A 13,325-nucleotide genomic window follows, 5' to 3' on the forward strand; every position below is an offset into this window, starting at 1 on the left:
GCACGAAGAATAAATATCAACTTCGTGTCTTCGTGGTGAATCAAAAAATTTAATCAATAACTCCCCAAAGCATTTGGAGCAACAATGACTATTTTATATGTGCAACACGATTATGCCGTCTTCGGCTTTGGTGAAACCCGACAAGAAGCCCTCGCGATGGCAGCGCAATGGCTAAAAGATGAAACCGGCAAACAAGGCTGTTCAGTTGATTATGCAGAAAGCTTATTGGTAACGTCACCCAAACCCGGACAAATGACGCTATACCAAACCGATGAACACATCCCCGGCGATGCGGAAAACTGGGGCGGCGAAGAGCTTTTGGATTGGTATCATGATGTAGCTTGAGGTGGGTTGTTATCCCATTTATTAATCAACGGGATATAATGTAATTCAATCGAACCCCAAGTGAGTACAAAGCCATGAGCATTGATTATCACAACATGATTACCATTGAACCCGGCAAACGTGGCGGCAAGCCGTGCATTAGAGGTTTACGGATTACCGTTTATGATGTGCTTTCCTGGCTGGCCGATGGCATGAGCCGTATTGAAATTGTCGAAGACTTCCCGGAATTAACGGATGACGACATTACCGCCTGCCTGCAATTTGCAGCCGATAGGGAGCGGCAATCTGTAATCATCAAAGCGTTATGAAGCTATTGCTTGATGAAAACCTGTCGCGGCGAATCGTGCCACTCATCCAAGACAGCTACCCCGGTTCAACACAGGTAGCTTTGATCGGTCTGGAGCATGTCAATGATAATGTCATTCGCCAATATGCCATTGATAACGACTACATCATCGCTACTCAGGATGCAGATTTTTACGAAATGGGCCTGATTCATGGGCAACCTCCCAAGATTGTCTGGCTCAAGATGGGCAATCATTCCAAAACGACGACAATTAAAACCTTGCTCGATAATAAGCAAGCCATTGAACAAGCGTTAATTATCGACAATAAAGCTTGTATTGAGATTGTATAATTCAATATGCGATCTTCTCATGCGGCGCAATATGCCGCGCTATTGCGCCCTACATATTACGTTTTACCGTGTTTAAATCAAGGCATTATTTGTCTGAACAATGGTGTTCGCTTTATTGCGCAACTGCCTTTCGTTGCCCAACGTTACAGTGATGGTAGGTGATAGGAAAATCCGAAAATCATCCCCCTATTGAAGCGTCGAAATGCCGGGCATACAAAGCATCCCCGACAGAGTTGTTATCACAACACTATTACGCTTTTGCATTACCTTCCTCTGCCGCTCTGCGATACCAATAAGCTGCTTTGGTATTATCCTGTACCACGCCTTGGCCAGATTGGAATTTAAGCGCCAGATTGTATTGCGCATTGGCATTGCCTTGTTCGGCTGCCTTGCTATACCAGGAAACCGCTTCAGCATAGTCCTGTGTAACATATTGGCCCTGATCATACATAAGACCCAAATTGAACTGAGCCTTTGCGTGACCTAGTTCTGCCGATTGTCGGTAAAGTGAAAAGGCTTCTGCATGCCGCCCCCGATCATTCAGGTCACATGCACGCTGAAACATAGCTTCACTATCAGTGCTCGATGGCGGTGGCTGCGTGTCTTGTTGCTGCTGTCGTTGTCGCTGTTGTTCAGTTGCTTTGCCGGTATCGTTGAACGGTGCCTTTTCACTCTGCTGCTTAGCTTTGGCTTCTTGCTCCCGAATCCAGGCATTATGTCCTGCACGCTTAACCGGGTCTATTAAGACGGCATAGGAAACATTCACAAGTCTAATGACTCTTTCAGCTTCCTCGGTGCTACCCTGGAATTTATCGGGGTGGAAAGTTTGACACAGGGCTTTATAGGCCGCTTTGATGACACTGGCGGGGGCGTCTCTTGTAACTTTCAGGTTGTCGTAATGGGTACGTATGTTAGCCATAGAACTTGTTTTTGTAGTTTTTTACCGTGAACGAAAATCTTGGCAATTATAACCGGTTCTATCGCACATTAACCGCAAAAACGCATACGTCGAATATGCAGATATTGGGAGGTGCTACTGACGTACCTAATAATATTGAATTCAAAAGCATCAGATCAAAATCACGTTAGTCATTGTCCCATTAATTACAAAACCTAAAAACATGACTGTTGCGTTTGCAACAATAACGCCCACCAACTAAAACAATAACCCTATAAATCAACACAATAAAATAAAATACTGCCGTTGGCATGGCCTGTGCTTTTGCTTTAGTAAGCAAGTAAACGCAACTTACGAGGTCAGATACTATGGAATTACCAGTCTTAAACGATGCCCCTGCGGCTAAAGGCGGCTGTTCAGCCAGTTCATGCGGTACAACCGACAATCAAATGGATTCATTGCCTGATTCGATACGGGAGAAGGTACAGAATCATCCGTGTTATTCGGAAGATGCCCACCATTATTTTGCCAGAATGCATGTTGCTGTCGCTCCGGCTTGTAATATCCAGTGCCATTACTGTAACCGTAAATACGATTGCAGTAATGAATCGCGTCCCGGCGTGGTTTCCGAAGTGCTGACGCCGGATCAGGCGGTTAAAAAAACCATGGCGGTGGCGGCTACTATTCCGCAAATGACCGTTCTAGGTATCGCCGGCCCCGGCGATCCGTTAGCCAATCCCGAACGTACTTTTGAAACATTCCGCCGTTTAAGCGAAGAAGCGCCGGACATCAAATTATGCGTATCAACGAATGGTCTTGCGCTGCCCGATTCGGTGGAGGAATTATCCAAGCACAATATCGATCATGTCACTATCACCATTAATTGCGTCGACCCTGAAATCGGAGCGAAGATTTATCCGTGGATTTACTGGAACAATAAACGCATTACCGGCGTAAAAGCCGCAAAAATACTGATTCAACAGCAGCAAAAAGGCTTGGAAATGCTGATTGCCAAAGGCATTTTGGTTAAGGTCAACTCGGTGATGATTCCCGGTATAAACGATCAGCATTTGGCGGAAGTGAGTCGCGTGGTTAAATCCAAAGGCGCATTTTTGCACAATGTGATGCCGCTGATTGCCGAAGCCGAACATGGCACTTTCTACGGCGTGATGGGGCAACGCGGCCCTACCCCCGATGAATTGCAAGACCTGCAAGACAGCTGTTCCGGCGATATGAACATGATGCGCCATTGCCGTCAATGCCGCGCCGATGCGGTGGGCTTGTTGGGTGAAGATCGGGGCGACGAGTTTACGCTGGACAAGATTGAAGAGATGGACATCGATTATCAAGCGGCGATGGAAAAACGCAAAGTGATTCATGTCGCTATACAGGCTGAGATGGACAGTAAACGGCTGGAAAAAGCCCAAAAGGCACAGCAACTTAAAGAAGAACCCAAGCTGACTACGCGTCCGGTACTGATGGCCGTAGCCACCAGCGGTCAAGGCGTGATTAACATGCACTTCGGTCATGCCAAAGAATTCCTGATTTATGAAGCCTCGCCGGACGGTGTGCGCTTTATCAGTCATCGTAAAGCCGATCAATATTGCGGCGGCGACAGCACCTGCGGCGACGGCGAAACCACTTTACAGCTGACTATCCGCGCTTTAGCAGGATGCGAAGCGGTATTGTGTTCCAAAGTCGGATATGAACCTTGGGAGCAACTTGAAGCGGCCGGAATCGCACCGAACGGCGAACATGCAATGGAACCCATCGAAGAAACTGTGCTGGCTGTTTACAAAGAGATGGCGGCGGCGGGTAAGTTGGATGAGGCTAAAGATTCAGTTAGGGCCAGTGCGTAATTTAACGTCACAAAGCCGGCCGGGGCATGTTGCCCCGGCCGAAACGTTTGAGATTGGTTAAATAGCTCAGACATCGCAGAAACATTAGGGACGGGGTTGCAAACCCCGTCCCGCCCTAGGGATAGCCGCAATTTATCGTTCCCACGCTCCGGCGTGGGAACGCCGCCAGAGACGCTCTGCGTCTCGCACCGCTGGAGCGGTGCTGAATCCATTCCCACGCCGGAGCATGGGAACAAGAAACATTTTAGGAGCCTGTCATGGCAGTAAAAATTATTGAATCCTGCGTTAATTGCTATGCTTGCGAACCGGTTTGTCCAAGTAAAGCCATTTATGAGGCTAAACCGCATTTTTTGGTTAACAGCAAAAAATGCACCGAATGCGAGGGCGACTTCCCCGTCTATCAATGTGCCAGTATTTGCCCTATTGAAGGTGCGATATTGAATTCATTGGGCGAGCCCATTAACTTACCCGGCTCTTTAACCGGTATTCCGCCGGAAAGAATGGCGGAAGCAATGGCCGAGTTGCAGGGCCACTGATTGAGGATATCCTGATGGCTACTGTCTATTTCTACGAAAAACCCGGTTGCATTAACAATACCCGGCAAAAGAAATTATTAGCTGCGGCGGGCCATCAGGTTGTGGCGCTGAATTTATTGACTGAAGCCTGGCAGCCTGACCGCTTGCGCACTTTTTTCGGTAAATTGGCGGTACGTAATTGGTTCAATTACAGCGCCCCGGCCATCAAACAGGGCGAGATTGAACCTGATAACCTGACAGAGCATGAAGCGTTAGCGCTGATGGTGAAAAATCCGTTGTTAATTCGTCGCCCCTTAATGCAAGTCGGCGATAGAGTGATGGCGGGATTCGATCAGTACGCGGTCGATAACTGGATCGGCTTAAAAGAAATCCAGCCTCATCAGGATATAGAAAGCTGCCCTCGCCCGCTTGCACAAGCAAGTTGCGGTCATGAGTAAACCTCCGGTCTTGTCTATTGACGGCGTACCGCAGGCAGTTACGTTATCCGAACGCGTTCACTGGATAGGTGCGCTCGACCCGTCGCTACGCACCTTCGACATCATCTTAAAAACCGCCAACGGCACCAGCTACAACGCTTATGTGGTCAGGGGCAGCGAGGGCGTTGCCGTCATCGATACCGTCAAGGAAAACTTTGCCGATGATTTTTTTGCCCGTTTGGAATCGGTAGCGCGTTATGACGAAATTAAAGTCATCGTCCTGAATCATCTTGAACCCGATCATACCGGCGCATTGCCCGAACTGATGCGCCGCGCGCCGCAAGCCCAGCTTTACATTTCCCAGAAAGCGCAATCCATGCTCAAAGCCCTGCTAAAACAGGATGCGTTCGATTTTACGCCGGTCTTTACCGGCGACAATGTCTCGCTGGGCGATCGCACCTTAACGTTTTTCCACACCCCCTACTTGCACTGGCCGGATACGCAATGCACTTATTTAGTGGAAGAAAAAACCCTGTTTTCCGGCGATGTGTTCGGCTGCCATTTTTGCGATGCGCGGCTGTTTAACGATGAAGTCGGCGATTTTCGCTTTTCGTTTGAATATTACTATGCCCACATCATGCGGCCGTTTAAAGAGTATGTGAATCGGGCGCTGGTCCTGATTGAACCTTTACTGCCGCTCAATAAAATCCTGCCTGCGCATGGCCCACTGTTACGCGACCAACCGCAACGGTATGTGCAGCGTTATCGCGAATTATCGACCGCGGCGTTGCAAAGCGAAATCAGCGCGGGCGAAAAAACCTTGTTGATCTTTTATATCAGTTCCTACGGCAATACGCGGCGCATGGCCGAAGCCATTTATGAAGGCGCGATGGCGGTGGAGCATGTGCGCGTCTCGTTATACGACCTGGAAGGCAGTGAAATAGCGCCGTTTGTCGACTTAATAGAAGGCGCGGACGGCATCCTGTTCGGTACGCCGACCATTAACGGCGATGCGGTTAAACCGGTGTGGGATTTATTGTCCTCGCTGGCCGTCATCAATCTCAAATCGAAACTGGGCGGCGTTTTCGGCTCGTACGGCTGGACCGGGGAAGGCGTGAAAATGGTTGAAGATCGCTTGCGCGGTCTCAAATTGCGTGTGCCCATTCCGGGCATACGCATTAAGTTAATTCCGACCGAGGAAGAAATCGAAATCTGTCGTGAATTCGGGCATGAAATGGCACAGGATCTAATGGGTTTAAGACAACCCAAAGTGATCGATATGGCCGATCTTGCTTAATATTTTTTTAACACACCAGGAGAGTAGCAATGGCGAAAGCGTCAATTACCTTTGAAGATATTAATGTCACCGTTTCGGCCCCTGCGGGCACCCGGGTGATCGAGATTTCCGAAAAGGTCGGTTCGGGTATTACTTACGGCTGCCGCGAAGGCGACTGCGGTACTTGCATTATGAAAGTCACCGAAGGCTGGAACAATCTGGCCGAACCGTCTGTGCTTGAAGATAAAGTCCTGCGCGAAAACATGGCCGGTAAACATAATCGGCTGGCGTGCCAAGCGCAAGTGCTGGGCGGAACAATCAAGGTTCGGCCGGTTTAAAAAACACGTTTCTCATTCCCACGCTCCGCGTGGGAATGCAGATAAGAATTATCGTCGGTGAATCCCCACGCGGAAACATGCGACCACACATCACACTCATAAGGAGTAAATCATGGCTTTAGTTACTTTTTCAAATCCCGAATACCGGGATAAAACCGTCTATGCCGTAGCAGGCAGTCATACCGAAACACTGCTGAAACTGGCCCGGGAAAACAAAATCCCGATCAATTACGAATGCGAAGATGGCGAATGCGGCACCTGCCTGGTAAAAGTCAGCAGTGTCGATCAAAAGCACCAACGCATGGGCGGCCCTTTAACCGAAAAAGAGAAAGAAGTGCTGCGCGTTAGCGGCAAAATCAGCAAAGAAGAAATGGAGCAAATGATTGTTGACGATATACCGTCGCCCTGGCGCTTGGCTTGCCAGATGATAGTCAGGGATGAAGATATTCTGGTCGAATATTAATCATGTCTGCCGCTCTCCAACTCCAGGATAACCGGGAGCAGATCTATGCCCGGCTAAAGCCCAAGTCCATGATGAGTCCTAATCATGAATGGCTGGCCTGCATGATGGCCAGTTGGTGTGCCGGACAAGGCGTTTTGCCCGACACGATGGGGTTGGAGTCCGGGCAGTTTAACGCGCTAACAAACCGTCTTTTTCCCGGCAGCAGCATTCCGGACCACGCGCCATCGGGTAGCAAACTGGACTTTAGCCGAATGCTGGAAAAAGATGACCTGGTCAACCTGCTCAAGCATTTCAGCAAGCCCGATATTATCGAAATAGACTGGATCATAGGCGTTATCGTAGCCGGCAGTCTGGGCAGCGATCACTTATGGCAGGATTTAGGTCTCTGGTCGCGCTCGCAATTGAGCGCCATGCTGCAATACAACTTTCCCGAACTAGCCGCAAAAAACGACAAGGACATGAAATGGAAAAAGTTCATATACAAGCAGCTTTGCGAAGCGGAAGGCTTGTACCTGTGTCGCGTACCCTCTTGCGAGGTGTGCATCGACTACCCCAAATGTTACGGCTCTGAAGAATAGCGCTTAATTTGCAAATCAATATTCACGCTGATCCTGCATGGATAAGCCTATTGAACATGTGGCTGGACGGGGTTTGCAACCCCGTCCGAAACGTTTGACGGATGAAAATATGGCAGTAGTTATCGAAAACGCTAGGAACGGGGGTGCAACCCCCGTCCCGCTCGTGGAAAATCAATATTCACGCTGATCCTGCCTGGATGAGCCTATTGATCATTCTACTTAATTGAAGTGACCGACCGGTTCCGGCGACGCTTCTAATCGCTTGGGTTGGGCGACGAACACACCCTGAGATTCGGCATAACCGGCACGTAACAATCCCATCATAAATAAAAGAGGTGTGCATCATGTTAAATAAGATGAAAAATCCCAGTCTGTTAACGATCAAAATGCGTTTTACGATCATTTTGAGCACCTTGGTCATCGGTTTTTCGCTGTTCGGTTTCGCAACCTTCAAAGCCATGAACACACTTAATGTTAATGGCCCCATTTATCAACGCATTGTTCAGGGCAAAGATATTATTGCCGATATTCTGCCTCCGCCTGAGTACATCATCGAATCCTATCTGGTAACGCTACAATTAACGCAAGCTGCCGACCCTGCTGAAGTCAGCGCCTTAGTGACGCGTTTTCAATCGCTAAAAACGGAATACGAGTCCCGCCATAGTTACTGGTTAGGCCAAGCTTTGGAACAGGAGCTCCATGCTCCCCTGCTTCAAACCTCTTATCAGGCGGCGCAAGACTTTTATACTGAAGCCGAGCATCATTTCCTGCCTGCCGTTCAGGCAGGAGACCGCAACGCATCGCAGGCCAGCCTCCAAAAAATGCGCAGCGCCTACGAACAGCACCGCATCGCTGTTGATAAAGTGGTGCAGCTGACGACGGCTCGCAATGCAACGGATGAGACGCAAGCCCGAAACACCATCCATTTGTACAGCCTCATCCTGATCGGCATTTTCGCTTTCAGCGTTGCGGCGGCCGTAGCATTAACAGCATTAATCAGTCGCGGCATTATTCGTCAATTGGGCGGCGAGCCTGGCGATGTTGCCGCTTTGGCCGGAAACATCGCTTCCGGCAAACTGGATAATGCTATAGCCGTTAAACGAAACGATAGCGGCAGTTTGCTGGCAACCATGAAAAACATGCAGCAACAATTGCTTGAGCGTATAACCGCGGATCGCCAAATAGCCAATGAAGCCCTGCGCATCAAGACAGCATTGGATTGCATCAGTGCAAACGTGATGATCGCCGACAATGAGCGCACTATTATCTACATGAACCCGGCAGTGCATAATATGCTGAGGCTGGCCGAAACCGACATTCGCAAGTCCATGCCGCATTTCGATTTCGACAAACTGTTGGGGGCGAGCATCGACTCTTTTCACAAAAACCCGGAGCATCAGAAAGCATTGCTGGCGCAATTCAGTTCGACTTTACGAAGCGAGATTACTATCGCCGGACGCACTTTTTATCTGGTCGCCAATCCCATCACTAATGAACGCGGCGAGAAACTCGGCGTAGTGGTGGAATGGAAAGATCGAACGGCCGAAGTAGGTATTGAACAGGAAGTCGCCAAAGTAGTGGATGCCGCAGTACGAGGCGACTTTACCCAACGCTTCGACTTAGAGGGCAAGGAAGGCTTCTTCTGCGAACTAAGCGTCGGCATCAACCAACTGATGCAAACCAGCGAATCCGGACTCAATGAAGTGGTGCGCGTCCTTGAAGCCCTGTCCCGCGGCGACCTGACCGAAACCATCACCAACGACTATTCCGGCACCTTTGGACAACTCAAGGATGACTCCAATACCACCGTGGAAAAGCTTAAAGCCATTATTAACCAAATCAAGAAGACCACCGACAGCATTAATACCGCGTCTAAAGAAATCGCCGCAGGCAATAATGATTTGTCCCATCGCACCGAGGAGCAAGCTGCCAGCCTGCAACAAACTGCCGCCAGCATGGAAGAACTGACCTCCGCGGTACAGCATAATGCGGCAAACGCCCAACAGGCCAACCGGCTCGCCGTTGACGCCTCCGACATCGCGGGCAAAGGCGTTGAAGTGATCGGCCAGGTCGTAATGACGATGGACGACATCAACGAATCTTCACGCAAGATCGGGGACATTATCTCGGTGATCGACGACATCGCTTTCCAGACCAATATTCTCGCCCTCAACGCCGCGGTGGAAGCCGCCCGCGCCGGAGATCAAGGCCGGGGCTTTGCCGTGGTGGCCGTGGAAGTCCGCAACCTTGCGCAGCGCGCCGCGACGGCCGCAGGAGAAATTAAAGACCTGATTAATGATTCGGTAGGCAAAGTTTCAGGCGGCAGTCAACTGGTTACCCAGGCGGGGCTGACGATGGAAGAAATTGTCGCATCGGTCCGCGGCGTTACCAGTATGATGGCTGAAATCACCGCCGCCTCCGCCGAACAAAGTTCCGGCATCGAACAGGTCAATCAAGCCATCGCTCAAATGGATAACGTGACCCAACAAAATGCGGCCCTGGTGGAACAAGCCGCAGCGGCCGCAGAATCGCTGGAAGAGCAGGCGCAAGATCTGACGGTCACAATGAGCAGTTTTAAAGTGGAAGGTAACTCGCATAACTTGGTCCATGCTTTTCATCGTCCTGCACGAAGAGAAATAACGCTGGCCGGGACAAGTGCAGCTAAAAGCTCGCCGGTCAAACTGCAATTACAATTACAGCCTGCTGATAATGACGATTGGGAAGAGTTTTAATGCTATTTATTTGTAACTGATATTACGCATTGCCCGCGAAAACCGCAAAAAGAGGGTTTGATAATGGATAACGCCCCTTCACTGAATGACCGCGACGGATGTGAGTAGGGCGCGCCGTGCGCGCCTTAGCAATGAGCATGAATAACGTAAGCTGGTTTTATTTTTAAACCATGAAGGATTGAAATCTTCAGCCTTTCATGGTCATTGCTTAAGCCTGTTCCTTAGTTCACAAGGCGCGCACGGCACGCCCTACGGCGGATATTCCCAGACACAGAGCAAGATATTTCCTGACTGCGATCTATCTTTTTCACGACGGTTCTAGACCGTGCGTAACGTCAGTTTGTAAAACTCCGGACTTGATCTGACAGCTTCTAAAATGAGTCTAAGCTGCATCAGGCATTAATAGCCAATTGTTTGATTGCATTAGAAGAAAGCTTTTAAACGGTGACCCAAGTCTTTGTCTCCATTCCGTATCGCCCTAATTTCTTCGACGTGTACTCGTCAATCAAGCGGGCTGGGTTCTAGCGATGGCTCTTTAAACTGCGGAGCATAGTAAGTGCGTTTGGCTGAACTGTATTTTTCAAGGTTGCCTTTAGTTGACCAGTGTATGGCCGCGCTGACGCATACATGATTTGAATGCTCGTTTAAAGTCCTCATTGGCTTCATAACCTTTCCACAATCCAGCGGGAATGGCCAAAATAGCACCACCTGCGGCACCTGTTGCAGCACTACCCGCTATAGCGCCAACAGCTGCACCGCCAGCTGCACCAGTAACGGCGCCAACACCCGCGCCCATACCGATTTCTTTGGTGATATCCGATGCTTGATCTGCCAGTGCCTTACACTCTACCATGTCGCGCTGAGCGGTTTCTGGATGTTGGTCCATGCGAGGATCGACAATCGGACGCCAGCCACTCATAGATGCGCACCCAGTGGCTAATGCAGAAAGCACCAACATTGTTGCTAAATTATTTTTTCTCATGTTTTTCTCCAAAAAAAGGGCATATTTCAATCGTTAAATAAAATTTTATAATTTATGTTTGGTGCGTTGATTGTAAAAAAGCATCCAAAAATTTACCGCTTCCGGCGTCGTTTTTTCAGTTAAATACGTCGGAATGTACTTTAATAACAATAAGATAACAAAGGCCTCTGGTAAGTTTTGACGCTCTTTTCCGGCAAAACCGGCATATTTTTCACGCTTTTTGACAACATAGTTTAGAAATGGCTTGGGTGGCCGCCTTTATGAATTACTAGGAGACTGTCGGATTTAGCAGTGCAAAAAGTGTTAAAATAACCCTATCGAAACACCAAATCAAAAAACAAAAATGGCTACCCAATTCATCCTGATTGATCGCGATACCCCCTACATTCTGCCCCCGTGTGTTCAGGATTATTTGCCTGAAGATCATATGGCCCGTTTTGTTGTCGAGATTGTCGATCAACTGGATTTACGGACGCTATCAGCCGTCTATGCGGGCAAAGGAAAGCGCCCCTATCATCCGGCGATGCTGTTGGCGTTGCTGTTCTACGGTTACGCGACCGGCGTATTTTCCAGTCGCAAACTGGAGAAAGCCACTCATGACTCGATGGCCTTTAAATACATCTGCGCCAACGAAAACCCAGATCACGACACCATCAACAGCTTTCGCAAGCGCTTTGGCAAAGAGATCGAAAGCCTATTTGTCGAGATATTGGTACTTGCACAAACCTTGGGGCTGCTTAAGCTGGGTACGGTGAGCCTGGACGGCACCAAGATTAAAGCCAATGCCAGCAAGCATAAAGCCTTGAGCTGGGATTACGCCAATCAACTGGAAGCCCAGTTCAAACAGGAAGTTGAAACCTTGATGAAACTGGCTGAAGCCGCCGACAATTCCCCGCTTCCAGAAGACATGGATGTACCCAAGGAACTCAAACGCCGCCAAGACCGTTTAGCAGTGATTGCCAAAGCCAAACAGGAAATCCAGGCCCGTGCCAAGGCGCGTTACGCGCAAGAAAAGGCCGAGTATGACGAAAAGCAGGCTAAGCGTGAACAACACCTGAGTGAAACCGGCAAGAAAATGGGCGGCAAAGCCCCCCAAGCGCCTACCGATGCGCCTCAAGGTAAAGATCAAGTCAGCCTGACCGATGAAGAGTCCCGCATCATGCCGACCCCTAATGGTTTTGAACAAGCCTATAACGCCCAAGCCAGTGTTGATATTGCCACCCACCTGATCGTTGCTCATCACATCACCCAACACACCAACGACAAACAAGAAATCGAACCGGCCTTAGCCAAACTGGAACAGCTCCCGGAATGCTTGGGGAGTGTTGACAACCTGTTGGCCGACACCGGCTACTTCAGCCAAGCCAATGTAAAGGCGTGTGCTGATGCAAAGATAAAACCGTACATCGCCCAAAAGCGGCAAAGCCATAACCAAGCCCTTGACGCCCGGTTTCAGCATCAGCCGGAAATAGGCGAAAGCACCTTACCGCCGGTTGAGGCCATGACCCATCGCTTAACAACCAAAGCGGGCAAAGCACTCTACGGCAAGCGAAAATCTACTGTCGAAACCGTGTTTGGCATCATTAAACACGTCCAGGGATTCAGGCAATTCCAGCTTCGAGGCCTGGAATCCGTCCAAAGTGAATGGAATTTAGTCTGTATAGGCTGGAATTTAAAAAGAATGCATGTATTAAGAGGGTGAGAGAGGAAAAAGAGCATTGAGCTGCCCATAAAACAGAACTATGGGCATTAAAAATCCCAATAAACCACTTTTTTAAATTTTAATCGTGATTAAGTGGGGAGGCTCGCTCTATTAATCCGACAGCCTCCTAGAGCTGAAACTGAGGACAATTGACTACGGCGTGAATTCCGGATGGAGCGTAACCCGCGATATTACTCATTCAAGCGAGTGACATATTCGCTAATATCCTTATTCTGTCTGTATTCAATGATGAACGGTCAAAATCGCTCATCTCAAAAGTCATCGCGACACAACGTTATGCACAATTCGTTACGACAGCGTAAAGATTACATAAACAAGATGAGAGGAAACCTGTTGGTTTGATTAAGATTAGATGAAGACAGGAATAATTTCAGGAAGGTTCATGCTGAGCTGGATCGCCCCGCGTGAACTAAGCGCGTAAATAAAACGTCCAAAACTTACCACTATCAGCGTCGGTTTTTTCAGTTAAATGCGTTAGCCAAGTCAGGCATAAACAGCTTGTCCGACCTACCCGGCTACATGGCGAGAAATTTCCGACCCAT

General features: G+C 49.1%; 14 protein-coding genes. 12 read left to right on the forward strand and 2 right to left on the reverse strand.

What is annotated here, in order from left to right; all coding sequences use genetic code 11:
- Window positions 1-84: 84 nt before the first annotated feature.
- From METTU_RS14815 to METTU_RS14825, 3 genes are all read left to right on the forward strand, one after another.
- Entirely contained in the window at window positions 85-345 is a 261-nt protein-coding gene (locus METTU_RS14815) for a hypothetical protein (RefSeq protein ID WP_006892572.1), read from the forward strand.
- Window positions 346-419: 74 nt separating this feature from the next.
- On the forward strand, window positions 420-653 hold the full coding sequence (locus METTU_RS14820; RefSeq protein WP_006892573.1) for a DUF433 domain-containing protein: 234 nt from the start codon (window positions 420-422) through the stop codon (window positions 651-653).
- Window positions 650-982 (forward strand): DUF5615 family PIN-like protein, encoded by a 333-nt coding sequence (locus tag METTU_RS14825; protein WP_006892574.1) that lies wholly within the window; start codon window positions 650-652, stop codon window positions 980-982. The genes METTU_RS14820 and METTU_RS14825 overlap by 4 nt, the downstream gene beginning before the upstream one ends.
- Before the next feature lie 250 nt (window positions 983-1,232).
- Here METTU_RS14825 and METTU_RS24070 read toward each other — a convergent pair whose 3' ends face one another.
- Entirely contained in the window at window positions 1,233-1,901 is a 669-nt protein-coding gene (locus METTU_RS24070) for a J domain-containing protein (RefSeq protein WP_006892575.1), read from the reverse strand.
- A 347-nt stretch (window positions 1,902-2,248) separates the two neighbouring features.
- Here METTU_RS24070 and nifB point away from each other — a divergent pair, with 347 nt between their 5' ends.
- The 8 genes from nifB (at window position 2,249) to METTU_RS14870 (ending at window position 10,078) form a co-directional block, all read left to right on the forward strand.
- Window positions 2,249-3,739 carry a nitrogenase cofactor biosynthesis protein NifB gene (gene nifB, locus METTU_RS14835; RefSeq protein WP_006892576.1) on the forward strand — a complete coding sequence of 497 codons (1,491 nt, stop codon included), beginning with the start codon at window positions 2,249-2,251 and terminating at the stop codon, window positions 3,737-3,739.
- A gap of 257 nt (window positions 3,740-3,996) precedes the next feature.
- Window positions 3,997-4,275: a 4Fe-4S dicluster domain-containing protein gene (locus METTU_RS14840; protein WP_006892577.1), complete on the forward strand. Its 279-nt coding sequence runs from the start codon at window positions 3,997-3,999 to the stop codon at window positions 4,273-4,275.
- A 14-nt stretch (window positions 4,276-4,289) separates the two neighbouring features.
- Complete coding sequence (locus tag METTU_RS14845; RefSeq protein ID WP_006892578.1) at window positions 4,290-4,712, forward strand: ArsC/Spx/MgsR family protein; 423 nt, start codon at window positions 4,290-4,292, stop codon at window positions 4,710-4,712.
- Window positions 4,705-5,988 (forward strand): FprA family A-type flavoprotein, encoded by a 1,284-nt coding sequence (locus tag METTU_RS14850; RefSeq protein ID WP_006892579.1) that lies wholly within the window; start codon window positions 4,705-4,707, stop codon window positions 5,986-5,988. The genes METTU_RS14845 and METTU_RS14850 overlap by 8 nt, the downstream gene beginning before the upstream one ends.
- A gap of 29 nt (window positions 5,989-6,017) precedes the next feature.
- Window positions 6,018-6,305, forward strand: a complete 288-nt coding sequence (locus METTU_RS14855) for a 2Fe-2S iron-sulfur cluster-binding protein (RefSeq protein ID WP_006892580.1) — start codon at window positions 6,018-6,020, stop codon at window positions 6,303-6,305.
- 112 nt (window positions 6,306-6,417) lie between these two features.
- Window positions 6,418-6,768, forward strand: a complete 351-nt coding sequence (locus METTU_RS14860) for a 2Fe-2S iron-sulfur cluster-binding protein (RefSeq protein ID WP_006892581.1) — start codon at window positions 6,418-6,420, stop codon at window positions 6,766-6,768.
- A 2-nt stretch (window positions 6,769-6,770) separates the two neighbouring features.
- Window positions 6,771-7,346 carry a nitrogen fixation protein NifQ gene (locus tag METTU_RS14865; protein WP_006892582.1) on the forward strand — a complete coding sequence of 192 codons (576 nt, stop codon included), beginning with the start codon at window positions 6,771-6,773 and terminating at the stop codon, window positions 7,344-7,346.
- A 344-nt stretch (window positions 7,347-7,690) separates the two neighbouring features.
- Entirely contained in the window at window positions 7,691-10,078 is a 2,388-nt protein-coding gene (locus tag METTU_RS14870) for a methyl-accepting chemotaxis protein (RefSeq protein WP_006892583.1), read from the forward strand.
- A 592-nt stretch (window positions 10,079-10,670) separates the two neighbouring features.
- On the opposite strand, the gene METTU_RS14875 is transcribed toward METTU_RS14870, so the two are convergent.
- Entirely contained in the window at window positions 10,671-11,060 is a 390-nt protein-coding gene (locus tag METTU_RS14875; protein WP_006892584.1) for a glycine zipper family protein, read from the reverse strand.
- Window positions 11,061-11,403: 343 nt separating this feature from the next.
- Here METTU_RS14875 and METTU_RS14880 point away from each other — a divergent pair, with 343 nt between their 5' ends.
- The gene (locus METTU_RS14880; protein WP_006889238.1) at window positions 11,404-12,762 is read left to right on the forward strand and encodes an IS1182 family transposase; all 1,359 of its coding nucleotides are present in this window, start codon (window positions 11,404-11,406) and stop codon (window positions 12,760-12,762) included.
- Window positions 12,763-13,325: the final 563 nt, after the last annotated feature.

It is taken from the genome of Methylobacter tundripaludum SV96 (assembly GCF_000190755.2).
GTDB lineage: Bacteria > Pseudomonadota > Gammaproteobacteria > Methylococcales > Methylomonadaceae > Methylobacter_A > Methylobacter_A tundripaludum.

Excerpts from the sequence above, each read along its gene's own strand:
- METTU_RS14815 (WP_006892572.1), top strand. The coding sequence starts at position 85 with ATGACTATTTTATATGTGCAACACGATTATGCCGTCTTCGGCTTTGGT.
- METTU_RS14820 (WP_006892573.1), top strand. The coding sequence starts at position 420 with ATGAGCATTGATTATCACAACATGATTACCATTGAACCCGGCAAACGT.
- METTU_RS14825 (WP_006892574.1), top strand. The coding sequence starts at position 650 with ATGAAGCTATTGCTTGATGAAAACCTGTCGCGGCGAATCGTGCCACTC.
- METTU_RS24070 (WP_006892575.1), bottom strand. The coding sequence starts at position 1,901 with ATGGCTAACATACGTACCCATTACGACAACCTGAAAGTTACAAGAGAC.
- nifB (WP_006892576.1), top strand. The coding sequence starts at position 2,249 with ATGGAATTACCAGTCTTAAACGATGCCCCTGCGGCTAAAGGCGGCTGT.
- METTU_RS14840 (WP_006892577.1), top strand. The coding sequence starts at position 3,997 with ATGGCAGTAAAAATTATTGAATCCTGCGTTAATTGCTATGCTTGCGAA.
- METTU_RS14845 (WP_006892578.1), top strand. The coding sequence starts at position 4,290 with ATGGCTACTGTCTATTTCTACGAAAAACCCGGTTGCATTAACAATACC.
- METTU_RS14850 (WP_006892579.1), top strand. The coding sequence starts at position 4,705 with ATGAGTAAACCTCCGGTCTTGTCTATTGACGGCGTACCGCAGGCAGTT.
- METTU_RS14855 (WP_006892580.1), top strand. The coding sequence starts at position 6,018 with ATGGCGAAAGCGTCAATTACCTTTGAAGATATTAATGTCACCGTTTCG.
- METTU_RS14860 (WP_006892581.1), top strand. The coding sequence starts at position 6,418 with ATGGCTTTAGTTACTTTTTCAAATCCCGAATACCGGGATAAAACCGTC.
- METTU_RS14865 (WP_006892582.1), top strand. The coding sequence starts at position 6,771 with ATGTCTGCCGCTCTCCAACTCCAGGATAACCGGGAGCAGATCTATGCC.
- METTU_RS14870 (WP_006892583.1), top strand. The coding sequence starts at position 7,691 with ATGTTAAATAAGATGAAAAATCCCAGTCTGTTAACGATCAAAATGCGT.
- METTU_RS14875 (WP_006892584.1), bottom strand. The coding sequence starts at position 11,060 with ATGAGAAAAAATAATTTAGCAACAATGTTGGTGCTTTCTGCATTAGCC.
- METTU_RS14880 (WP_006889238.1), top strand. The coding sequence starts at position 11,404 with ATGGCTACCCAATTCATCCTGATTGATCGCGATACCCCCTACATTCTG.